10 protein-coding genes are annotated in these 11604 nt (G+C 61.6%); 9 read left to right on the top strand and 1 reads right to left on the bottom strand.

All coding sequences use genetic code 11. The features are described 5' to 3' along the window. Positions 1 to 17: 17 nt before the first annotated feature. Positions 18 to 1391 (bottom strand): NAD-dependent succinate-semialdehyde dehydrogenase, encoded by a 1374-nt coding sequence (locus tag KMAL_RS03720; protein WP_167400106.1) that lies wholly within the window; start codon positions 1389 to 1391, stop codon positions 18 to 20. Between the two features lie 721 nt (positions 1392 to 2112). On the opposite strand from KMAL_RS03720, the gene KMAL_RS03715 reads away from it, so the two are divergent. From KMAL_RS03715 to KMAL_RS03675, 9 genes are all read left to right on the top strand, one after another. Further along, a complete protein-coding gene (locus KMAL_RS03715) occupies positions 2113 to 4152 on the top strand; it encodes an AAA family ATPase (protein ID WP_167400105.1) in 2040 nt (679 codons plus the stop codon). A gap of 432 nt (positions 4153 to 4584) precedes the next feature. Next, complete coding sequence (locus KMAL_RS03710; protein WP_146044144.1) at positions 4585 to 5217, top strand: hypothetical protein; 633 nt, start codon at positions 4585 to 4587, stop codon at positions 5215 to 5217. Then, on the top strand, positions 5210 to 6994 hold the full coding sequence (locus KMAL_RS03705) for a phage terminase large subunit family protein (protein ID WP_110094417.1): 1785 nt from the start codon (positions 5210 to 5212) through the stop codon (positions 6992 to 6994). Before KMAL_RS03710 ends, KMAL_RS03705 begins: the two co-directional genes overlap by 8 nt. Before the next feature lie 149 nt (positions 6995 to 7143). After that, positions 7144 to 7626, top strand: coding sequence for a hypothetical protein (locus KMAL_RS03700; RefSeq protein WP_146044143.1), 483 nt, complete (start codon positions 7144 to 7146; stop codon positions 7624 to 7626). Position 7627: 1 nt separating this feature from the next. Continuing rightward, positions 7628 to 9046 carry a phage portal protein gene (locus KMAL_RS03695; RefSeq protein ID WP_110094415.1) on the top strand — a complete coding sequence of 473 codons (1419 nt, stop codon included), beginning with the start codon at positions 7628 to 7630 and terminating at the stop codon, positions 9044 to 9046. Between the two features lie 4 nt (positions 9047 to 9050). Beyond that, entirely contained in the window at positions 9051 to 9242 is a 192-nt protein-coding gene (locus tag KMAL_RS03690; RefSeq protein ID WP_110094414.1) for a hypothetical protein, read from the top strand. Next, entirely contained in the window at positions 9239 to 10999 is a 1761-nt protein-coding gene (locus KMAL_RS03685) for a prohead protease/major capsid protein fusion protein (protein WP_110094413.1), read from the top strand. Before KMAL_RS03690 ends, KMAL_RS03685 begins: the two co-directional genes overlap by 4 nt. A 4-nt stretch (positions 11000 to 11003) precedes the next feature. Further along, the gene (locus KMAL_RS03680) at positions 11004 to 11234 is read left to right on the top strand and encodes a hypothetical protein (protein WP_110094412.1); all 231 of its coding nucleotides are present in this window, start codon (positions 11004 to 11006) and stop codon (positions 11232 to 11234) included. A 3-nt stretch (positions 11235 to 11237) separates the two neighbouring features. Further along, positions 11238 to 11558 (top strand): DUF2190 family protein, encoded by a 321-nt coding sequence (locus KMAL_RS03675; RefSeq protein ID WP_110094411.1) that lies wholly within the window; start codon positions 11238 to 11240, stop codon positions 11556 to 11558. Positions 11559 to 11604 lie beyond the last annotated feature (46 nt).

The following is an 11604-nucleotide window of genomic DNA, read 5'->3' as shown; positions in this document are numbered from 1 at the left end:
GGGCTGTACCGGATGGGTCAGGGGGTGTGGACCAGTTTGCGGTTCAGGAATTCCTCGATGCCGAATTCCGAAAGTTCGCGACCGTAGCCGGAGTTCTTGATCCCGCCAAAGGGCAGGTCGGGGGCCGAGCCGGTAATGTTGTTGATGAACACCATGCCCGTGTCGATCCGCGCCGCGACGCGACGGCCACGTTCCACGTCGCTGGTCTGGATGGACCCGCCCAGCCCATAGGGCGAATCATTGGCCATGGCGATGGCTTCGTCATCGCTGCCGACGGAATAGATGATGGCGACGGGGCCAAAGATCTCCTCATAGAAAATGGGGTTGTCCTTCGTGACGCTGGTCAGGATCGCGGCCTTCATGAAAAAGCCTTCGCGGTCGATCCTTTTGCCGCCCGCAACCAGCGTCGCACCGTGGGACACGGCCTTTTCCACCTGTGACACGGCCCGTTCCATGGCGGCCTGGCTGCTCATCGGGCCGTGGGTGACGCCCTGTTCCAGCGGGTCGCCATACTGGAACCCCTCCACCGCCGCCTTCAGGCGCGACGTGAATTCCTCCACCAGCGACTTGTGGACGATCATCCGCTTGGCGGCGGTGCAGACCTGCCCGTTGTTGGACATGCGCCCGCGCACCGCCATGGGCACCGCCTTGTCCAGGTCGGCATCGTCAAGCACGATGAACGCGTCGGAACCGCCCAGTTCCATCGTGCTTTTCTTCAGCGCGCGCCCGGCCTGCGACGCCACGGCGCTGCCGGCGCGTTCGCTGCCGGTCAGGGCGACGCCGCGCACCTCGGGGCGTTCAATCAGCTTTTCGGACTGGTCATTGGTAATGAACAGGTTGGTATAGGCCCCTTCGGGCAGGCCCGCTTCGCGGAACAGCTCCTCGAACGCCACGGCGCACTGCGGCACGCTTGGCGCGTGCTTGACCATGACGACATTGCCCGCCATCAGGTTCGGCGCCGCGACGCGGGCCAGCTGGTAGTAGGGGAAGTTCCACGGCTCCACGCAGTAGATGATGCCCAGCGGTTCGCTGGTGACGGTCGCGTGGCCCTGCGACACCGGCAGTTCGCGCGGTGCGAGGAAGGTTTCCGCCTTCTGCGCGTAATAGGTCAGGATATCGGCCGAAAGCGCGATTTCCCCGATGGCTTCCGGCAGGACCTTGCCCATTTCGATGGAAATCAGGCGGGCATGCTTTTCCTTGTCGCGGCGCAGGATGTCCGCGGCCTTGAGCATGGCGGCCTTGCGCTGCGCGATGGTGCGGCGGCGCCAGTCATTTTCCCAGAACTGGTGGGCGGTCGCCAGCTTCGCCAGCATCGTCTTGTCGTCATGAAGGTCAAAGACCTTTTCCGTCTTTCCGGTCGCCGGATTGATCGTGCGATAGGGACTGGTCATTGTCGTCATGTCCTTTGTGGTTGCTGCGCTGACCGTCGCTTGTAAACGGACGAAGATTTGCATTCTCTGAACGCGCGAACGGGTTGTCAGGGCAGGGAAGTGCTCTGGACAGGGGCGACCTGTCCGGGAACGCTCTCCCTATCGTGACTATATCCGTCCGTAGCGTGTCAATGCGCGCTGGGGACAGGGCAGGAGTACGCCCGTGCGAACTGTCGGCGCCCATATGCCGACATTCGGGGCGGGGCGGGCAATGTTGGGGGCGGGTCGGATGCCCCGTCATCACGAATGTTTGAACACCATGGGGCCGCCGGCGACGGCGCGGGGGCCGCAGGCGGCATGCCGCGTTCCCCACGGGATGGCAGGTCACGCGCACGGGCGGGCACGTACACTGCTGCCCCGATCATGTCGCATCATCCCGCAGGCCCATTGCGCGGGGCAGGGGGGAAATGTTCCGGTGTGGTGGTGTTCTGGGGGGCAGAAACGACGAAAGCCACCTTGCGGTGGCTTTCTCGTATCCGACTGACTTTCCTTGGAAAATCTGGAGCGGGCGAAGGGATTCGAACCCTCGACCCCAACCTTGGCAAGACCAAAGATAATTAACTGAATCAATAGGTTATGCCGTCTAGCATCGCCATTCACTGACACGCCCTATCAAGGGTTTAGACGATGTTACGTGTTAGAAGCGTGTTAGCTTGCAAAGTGTACCATGCGGAGGTGCATCATGACAAATGATGTTCCTCACCTCCGGGTAGTGTACGACTCCGAGTTCGATGACATTCTCGGGCCAGTGTCTCCGCGTGTATGTGTGACCACATATCGGGATGTGTACAAACCGGCGCTGTACGATACGCAAGAAATGAGCCTGTCCGAACTGGCAGACATGGTTCGTCAGCCTGTTGGGGAGGCAAAAGATAATCTACCTCTTATCAAGCTGGCCCGGGTAAACGGGAAGCGTGGGAACGACAGCATCCTGTCTGTTTCTGGCGTCGAAGTCGATTACGACGCGGGCGAGATCACCCCGCAGGAAGCCCGGAAACGGCTTAACGATGCGGGAATTGCGGCGCTGGTTTACACCACGCCGACTCACACGCCGGGTCATCCCAAGTGGCGTATCCTTGCTCCATTATCACAGGAACATGACCCCAAAGAGCGCGAAAGGTTCGCCGCTCGCATCATCGGCCTGTTTGATGGGAAGTTCGATCCGGCGTCGTACGTGCTTGGACAGTCATACTTCATAGGGCAGACCACCTCCGGCAATCCGGTCGAGACGTTCCAGACGGAAGGTCAGTGCATCGACGAAGCGCATGACCTCGACCGTACTGCCAGATGGAAGGATGATCGCCAGCATGTCGATAACGCCACACCTGCGCCCGGCGATAAGGCGACAGAGGCCGACCTGCTGCGGGATATCTTTACGGGCGAGAATTACCACGCCAGCATGGTGCGGCTCGGCGGCATATGGGCGAAGGCAGGAATTGGCTACGTTGATGCAATCAAACAGCTCGAACGGGTGTTCGGTGATATCCCTGCCGATCAGCGGGATCAGCGGTGGCATGACCGGCGTAAGACGATCGAAACATCTCTTATATATGCGTACGGTCGCGATGCAGCGAAAGAACATCACACCGCTGACGATTTGTTCGACGATGATGACGTATCAGACCAGATAGAGGCCGCACCGGCATCGGGTCATGGACGCCTGACGATCCTGACGCCGGGCCAGTGCCAGAACCTTCCCCCGAAACCTTATGTCGTCAAAGGTTTGCTGGCTGCGGGTGATGTGGCCTGTATCTTTGGCGCACCGGGCGCAGGTAAATCCATGATTGCCCCGTACCTTGGGTACATGATCGCACAGGGGAAGGAAGCGTTTGGATCGCGTACGAAAGCTGGCACAGTCATGTATGTCGCTGCCGAGGACGAACATGGCATGCGCAGTCGTGTCACGGCGCTCATGGAACAGCACGGGACGACAGACGACTTTCTTCTGATCGGTGGGGTTTCAAATCTTGGGTACAGTGTCGATTCCCGTACCGGCAAGGTCGATAAATCCGACGACCTGACTCGCCTCAAGGAACTGGTGAGAGAGCGCAAACCGTCGATAGTGTTTATCGACACGCTGGCGATGGCGTTTCCCGACATTACGGAAAACGACAGCGAATCTATGGTGAAAGTCGTCCGTGTCGCTCGGTACCTAGCTAAATCCGGCTGTGCCGTTGTCTTGATTCATCACGATACGAAAGCCGACAACGGAACACCGCGCGGTCATTCCGTGCTGAATGGCGCGCTGGACATGGCGCTTCATGTAAAAGCGAAGGATCAGAATGGCGTTATTAACGGCAAACTGACGAAGAACCGCAACGGTACATGTGACCGCCAGATCGCCTTTAAGATCGCGGCACATGAAATCGGAACTGACGAAGACGGGGATCAGATCACGGCAGGTTATTGCGAACCGTGTAGCAATCGGGATGGCGCTACACCGTTGCGTTTGAGTCCGCAGCTTTCAACGGCGCGTGACATCCTGATCGAAATGGAACGCGAAGCGCCCGATAAACCCATACGGTTTTCAGACTGGAAGCGGCGTTGCACCGAAAGTGCCGGTTTTTGTGCGTCAAATGACGCTGCGGCTTTGCGTCAAGCCCTGAACCGCACCGTCACACATCTGTCACGGCTCAATCTGATAATCGCCGATAAAGCGAAAGACACGGTTCGTACTGCGGGACAGGAAAGCATACAATTCGGCGATGAGGACGTGATGTGAGCAACATGACGCGCCTCGAAAGCGTGACAAGACAGTCTTGTCACACGGCAATCGTAACGACTTTCGACAGGTCGTTTGTGACAGGCGTGACAAGGCGTGACAAAGCCGTCTTGTCACACTGTTTTCCGAATAGGAAATGGCTGTTTTCCGCTGTTTTTTGGCATGTTTGTTGTGAACGTGCAGCGAGTGTGACAAGGCGTGACAAACATCCGGGCATTGCGGCGTGGAGCGTGACAGACGTGACAGACCCCTTAGGGGCTGTCCGTCACGTCACACTCGCTGCCATTGAGACAGAAGATAAGAAAGCCGACGCCGCATTGCCGAAATCGAGGCAACGGCGGATTGCCCGAAGGCCGGATAGGTTCTCCCCCCAGTGCCGTCGGGCGGGGGGCGCGGAGCCGCTGTGGTCACCTGTTTTTAGGATTTATGAAAATGCGTGAATCGCAATTCGCCGAAAAAATGCAAAAAATCGGCAGAAAACAGCCAAAAATGGCCCATCCGTTCGACGAGTTCGATGATATTTTGGGAAGTCCCAGCGCGGGAACGGTCAAAAAAGCCGTTTCAAAGCCGCTCAATGGGAAGGAAACCGGGGAATCGCTGGTCTCGGCTTCGACTTTGGCGGATTGGTTCGGCGTTGTCGAGAGGACAGTTGACCAGTTGGGCCGTTCTGGCGTGCTGCGCCGGGAACTGCTGCCCGGCCACAAGCGGACGCATTACTATCCCCTGAAATCGTCGGTCCAGCGTTACGCCGAACGCCTGCGCCAGCAGGTGAAGGGCAAAGAACCTGAAAAGAACGCGGCATTGATCGCGGCGCGGACGCGGAAAACCGAAGCCGATGCCATGAAAGCCGAGACGGCCAACGCCATCCAGCGCGGCACGCTGGTCGAACGCGCGGCCGTCGTGCGGGAATGGGCGACCCATCTGGCGAACATTCGGGCCGCTGTCATGCAGGTACCTGGCCGCATTGCGATGGAATTGCCGGGCCTGTCCGCCAGCGACAAGGAAGTCATCGACCGCGCGATCCGCGACGCGCTCAAACAGGCCGGGGGCGAAGCTGATGCTTAACCAGATCGAAAACACGGCCGCGCTTGCTGCCATCTGGGCCGAGGCGCGCAAAGCGTTGCTGCCGCCACCGCGCATCCCGTTGTCCGAATGGGCCGAGGCAAACATTTGCCTGCCGGATACCGCTGCCCAGTCTGGGCCGCTGCGTCTGTGGCCGTTTCAGCGCCAGATGGCCGACAGCATTGGCGACCCGACTGTCGAGCGCGTGACCATCGTCAAGCCGGTGCGCGCGGGCTTCACGATGCTTCTGGCGTCGTCCGTGGCGTCGTACATCGCCAACGATCCCGCGCCGATCCTGTTGGTCCAGCCGACGCAGGATGACTGCCGCGACTTCGTGGTGTCCGACCTCGAACCGCTGATCGACGCCAGCCCGGTCGTGCGCGGCATGATGACCGACGACAGCGATGGCCCAGACCGCGACACGCTGTTGTCGCGCCGTTGGCCCGGCGGTTCGCTCAAGGTCGTGGCAGCGCGTTCGCCGCGGTCATTGCGTCGCCATACGGTGCGCGTCCTGCTGCTGGACGAGGTGGACGGGTACGAAGCGACGCAGGAAGGCGACCCGATCAAGCTGGCCGAGCGCCGCACGCTGTCCTTCTCCCCACGCAAGATCGTCATGGGCAGCACGCCCGTATGGGAAACCGGCCCGGTTCTGACCTCGTATGTGAACAGCGATCAGCGCGTCTATGAGGTTCCGTGCCCCGATTGCGGCCATTTCCATGAGATCAAGTGGGCCGACATCCAATGGCCCGAAGGACAGCCCGAAAAGGCCGCCTACGTTTGCCCTGCATGCGGTTCGGTCGTGGATGAAGCCCACAAGGCGCAGATGGTCGCAAAAGGCCGCTGGCGGGCAACCGCGCCCCATGTGCAGGATCATCATGGCTACAGGTTCAACGCGCTGGTGTCGCTGCTGGCGAATTGCGCGTGGGGCACGCTGGCGCGTGAGTTCGTGCAGGCAAAAGGCCGGCCGGACCTGTTGCAGACGTTCGTAAACACCATTCTGGCCGAGCCGTGGCGGGATTCCGAGTTCGACGTTGACGAAAGCACGTTGCAGCAGCGCGCGGAACCGTTCGCCCTGGACTCAATGCCTGCGGACGTTCTGACCATGACCGTCGGCGTGGACGTGCAGGGATATGGCCTTGATATGCTGTTCGTCGGGTTCGATGCGGGGCGGCATACAGCCTACGTCCTTGGGCAGATGGTCATATACGGCGACCCGAACACAAGCGACCCGTGGGGAGAGCTGTCCGACGTTCTGGGCCGTCGCTGGAAGCATCCAGCAGGCGGCACGATTGGCGTGGATGCCTGCGCCATCGACAGCAGCGACGGGAACACCATGCAGGCCGTCTATTCGTTCTGCAAAGGCAAGGCGTTCCGCAGGATCGTGCCGATCAAGGGCATGGCAGGGCGTCGATTGCCCATCGAGCAGAGCAAGTCCGGCGGCGGAAGGCTGTTCATCGTCGGCGTGGACGGCCTGAAACAGCAGATTGCCACGCGACTGGCGAAAGGAACGTCGATCCGCTTTTCCGACACGTTGGGCGCGCGCTTTTACGAGGAAATCGTCAGCGAACGCCTCGAAACCAAGTATCAGCGCGGCCGCCCGATCCGCCAGTGGGTCCGCATCATGGGCCGTCGGTCGGAATCCCTCGACTGCATGGTCTATGCGCTGGCCGCGCGCCAGCTTGTGCAGGTCGATGACACGACGCGCCGCGCGGAACTGTCGAGCATACAGCCGCCGAAACCGGCACCCATCCAAGCGAAATCGAAATGGCTTTCTAAGTAAAACCTGTCGAGACTGAAAAACATTCAAAGCTAAAAATAAGTCAATACCAAGTAAAACAAAGTATTTCAGGTCATTTATTCCTTGCAAGACTCCGTCGGAAGAAATTAAGCCGGAGTCATTCTTTCACTATAGCAAGGGGATGACCTGTCATGACTCCGCTGACTGGATTGCAGCCGCCGACCGGACTGGCCTTTATTTATCAGAAGGCTGTCGGATATGATGAATCTGACCTTTCTTCCGCCGCATCCCTGCGGAAAAAGTATCGCAATTTCATCATTTATCTGGCGGACACCCGCAGGATCAAACTGCTGTCCGTCAAGGGCGGCATCTTGGCGGGCATCTGCCTGCACATGCACATGGTCGGCGTGCCGATGAAGACCATCGACACGGCCATCCCGCTGCTGGACGAACACGCTGACGTCCTGATGCACATTGGCAGCAACCAGTACGACAAGCGCGCGCTGACCATGCACATCCGCAATTATTCGCTGTTTGGCGATATCGTGGCATCGGTTTCGCTGACGCACGGCACGGAAACGCTCAGCCCGTGCAAGCTGGACGAACTGCCCGCCATTTCCGAACAGTCGATCCGCCTCGACGGGCTGGTCGGCGTCTTCCTGCGGAGCGCGTGACATGGCCGCTCCGTTCACCGGGGCGATGCGGCAGCTAAAAGCGGCGTTTCGGCGCGCTTTTGCTGGTGCCCATCATCATGGCGGCACGTTCGAGGGCGCGACAGGCGGGCCACGCGCGCCAAAGTCACTGAATGGGCCGATCAACCCCGAGGTGATGCGGTCGCTGCATATCCTTCGCGGTCGGTCGCGCGCTGCCGCCTTCGACAACCCGTGGTGCAAGAACGGCGTAGGTGGATGGGTGGCGGAACTTGTCGGCGACGGCATCACCGCGTCGCCGACCGTTCTGGATGCCGCCAGTCGCAAGGCAATCCTCGCCTACTGGGCAGCATGGTGCCAGTCTTGCGACGCGGATGGACGCACGAACTGGATAGGGATTCAGGAAAGCGTTGTCCGGGCGCTGGCCGTGGATGGTGAGGCGTTTCTTCAGGTCATTCGTGACGAAAACGGCCTGAAATTGCGCCTTATCCCCGCCGAACAGGTTTACGAAAGATTAACGGCAAACCTGCCAGACGGCGGTTACATCGTGCAGGGCATCGAGTTCGCCCCTGACGGGACGCGGCGCGCTTATCACATCCTGCCCATCGTCCCGACGGCCCTTTATGCGACGTACATGGAGCCGGTTCGCGTTCCCGCGTCCGACATCATCCATGTGGTGCATCCCCTCGCTGCTGGGCAGGTTCGTGGCCTTCCTTGGCTGTCGGCCGCGCTGATCCCGGCGAATGAGGTGGACCAGCTTGTCGATGCCCTGACGGTCAACGCCAAGGTGGCTTCGATGCTGGCCGGTTTCCTTGTCGATCAGTCCGGCAATGGCGAACCCATTGCGGGCAACCAGATCGGCGACGTTCTGGAGTCCGGCCTTGAACCCGGCACGCTGACACGCCTGCCGCCCGGTTACGATGTCCGGTTCAGCACGCCCCAGCAGGCGACCAGTGGCATCGAGACGGTGAAGCTGTCGCTGCAAGCGGTCGCGGCCGCGCTGGAAATGCCCGTGTTTATCGTCACGGGCGACCTGTCGGGCGCGAATTATTCCAGCCTTCGGGCCGGACTGATGCCGTTCCGACGCACCGCCTCACAGCGCCACAATGCCGTGCTTGTCCCGCAGTTCCTCACGCCGGTTTGGCGTGAGGTCATCACGTTCGGCGTGCTGTCGGGCGCGCTGGACCTGCCGGGTTTCGAGACCGATCCCGCGTACCTGGCCGTCCGTTGGCTGGCACCCAAGCCATTTCAGGTTGACCCGCTCAAAAGCGTGCAGGCCGACACGGCCGAAATCGCTGCGGGCCTGAAATCGCGCAGGCAGGCCGTGGCCGAGCGTGGCCGCGACGTGTCCGACCTCGACGCTGAAATCGCGCACGACAACGCCGAGGCGGCCGCTCTGGGATTGTCCTTCACAGATCCCGCAACCCCCACACAGGAGTCCTGAAATCATGGACAAACCCAAGCACATGGGCAGTCCCAAGATTGTCCGCCGTGCCATGACCACCAGCGACTTTCCCGAACTGCTGGCGGCATCGACCCGTCGTGCCCGGTACGGCGACAGGTTCGAGTTGAGCCATAGGGCCATCGAAACCGATGACCTGTCGGCGCTGATGACCGAGGCGAAAGGGCGCGGCGAATGACGGGCCTGACGTTCCGCGCGCAGGCGGCTTCGTACGACCCCAAGGATCGCACGTTCGAGGCGGTCGCCAGCACGTTCGCCGACGTCAACCGTCGCACGGCCACCGGGACCGTCGTGGAACGCCTCGACCCGAACGGCATGGACACGACCCATCTGGTCGGCGCGCCATTGTTGAACGGTCATCGTTCCGGTTCGGCGACCGATGTCATCGGCCATGTGACAGCCTTTCGCATGGAAGACGGCAAGCTGGTCGTCTCGTGCCGCCTTGTGGACAGCCCGGACGTCGATCCCATCGCCGCCCGGCTTGAAGGTCGGGCCATTCGCGACGTGTCGATCGGGTTCCGCATCGACCAGTCCGTCCGCAGCACCGATCCGAAAACCCGTTCGACCATCGTCACGGCGACCAAATGGGCGCCGTTCGAGGTCTCACTTGTGCCCATCGGCGCGGATGCCGGGGCAAAAATCAGGAGCGAAAATCCGATGCCGGATAACATCATCGAACAGCAGCCGCAGGGCGACGACATCGTGCAGACCCGCGCGGCCATCCGCCAGATTGCCCGCACGGCGGGCCTGTCCGCAGAATGGGCCGATGCCCAGATCGACAGCGGCGCGGACATCGTGGCAGCACGCGCGGCGGCTTTCGAGGGCATGACCGCACGGCAGACCCCTGCCATCCGCGTCACCCGCGCCGAACCGACGGACGCCATGCAGCGCACGCGCGGCGTGGAGGATGCCCTTTTCTTCCGCATGGCTGGCGGCGCGCCGTCCGAGGCGGCACGGCCTTATGTGGGCCTGACACTGGCGGACATGGCGCGCGATGCGCTGGAAGCCGCTGGCGTATCCACGCGCGGAATGGGCAGCCCCGAACTGGTCCGCCGTGCCATGACCATCAGCGACCTGCCTGCCCTGCTGGAGTCCTCGACCCGTCGTGTCCTGATGGCAGGATATGACCTGGCCCGCAGTCCGATCGCCACGACGCTGACGCGCCAGACCACGCGGCCGGACTTCCGCGAAACCGATACCGTGAAGCGTGGCGACATGTCGCCGCTCGATAAGGTGTCGGAATCCGGGGAACTGAAGGCCAAGACCGTCGCCGAGGCGACCGAGACGTACACCCTCGGCACCTACGGGAACACGTTCGCCCTGTCGCATCGGGCTGTTCTCAACGATGACCTGTCGGCGCTGACGGACTGGTCGCAGATCGCGTCCCGTGCGGCCGCCACGACCGAGGCAAACCTTATCGTGGCCGCGCTGCTGTCCAATGGGAAGATGAACGAGGACGGCAAGCCGCTGTTCGACAAGTCGCGCAACGCGGCCGGGACTGGCGCGGCGCTGTCCGTTGCCACGCTGGGCTCTGGTCGCCAGACCATGCGCAGCTTCAAGGCGCTGGACGGCGTGACGCTGATTAACAGCGCGCCGAAGTACCTGCTGGTTGGTCCCGCGATGGAAACCATCGCCGAACAGTTCCTTGCGGGCATCTATGCGACCACGCCCGACGACGTGAACCCGTGGGGTGGTACCGGCAAGCTGTCGCTGCTGGTCGAACCGCGCATCACGGACAGTCGCTGGTATCTGTTCGCTGATCCGGCCGCCGTGCCGGTTCTGGAAGCGGCCACCATCGCCAGCGAACCGGGTCCGCAGATCAGCACCCGTCTGGGCTGGAACACGCTGGGCACCGAGTTCCGCGTTTACCTGCACCTTGGCGCGGGCGCGGTGGACTGGCGCGGCGCTTACATGAACCCGGGCGCGAGCGCGTAAGCCAATGGCGGACAGTGACACGGCAGCGGTCCTGTCCGCCCTTCTGCGGACCCGTGACGACCTTATCGCGCAGATGAGCGCGCCCCAGTCCATCACGGACCAGAACGGCGAACAGGTCCAGTCCCGCACCTTCAACCAGATTCAGGCGGCTTTATTCACGATCAATAGTGAAATCGCCCGCCTCACACGGCCGAAACCGAACACGATCCGGTTTCGCACAAGCAAAGGGCTTTGAGTCATGCGTAACTTCATCCAGCCGGGCCGCATCATCACCATTCCCGCGCCTGTCGATACGGCGTCGAGCGACCTTGTGGTCATCGGCAGTCTGGTCGGCGTGGCCTGCGGTGACGCTGCCGCCGGTTCCGACCTCGACATCGAGCGCAACGCTGTGTTCGGCCTGCCCAAGAATGGGACGGACACGTTCGCGGTCGGTGACTCCTGCTACTTCGACGCCACGAACAAGCTGGTCACGTCCACGGCGACGGGAAACACGCTGGTCGGGACGGTCGTGCAGGACGCGGCCGCGACCGATGCCGTCGTCAGCGTCCTTATTCGCTGATCGCGGCAACGCCCGGCCCATCCTTGGGGCCGGGCAACCCTCAAAC

It is taken from the genome of Novacetimonas maltaceti (assembly GCF_002906255.1).
GTDB classification, from domain to species: Bacteria; Pseudomonadota; Alphaproteobacteria; order Acetobacterales; family Acetobacteraceae; genus Novacetimonas; species Novacetimonas maltaceti.
This window is presented reverse-complemented; position numbering and strand designations above follow the sequence as displayed.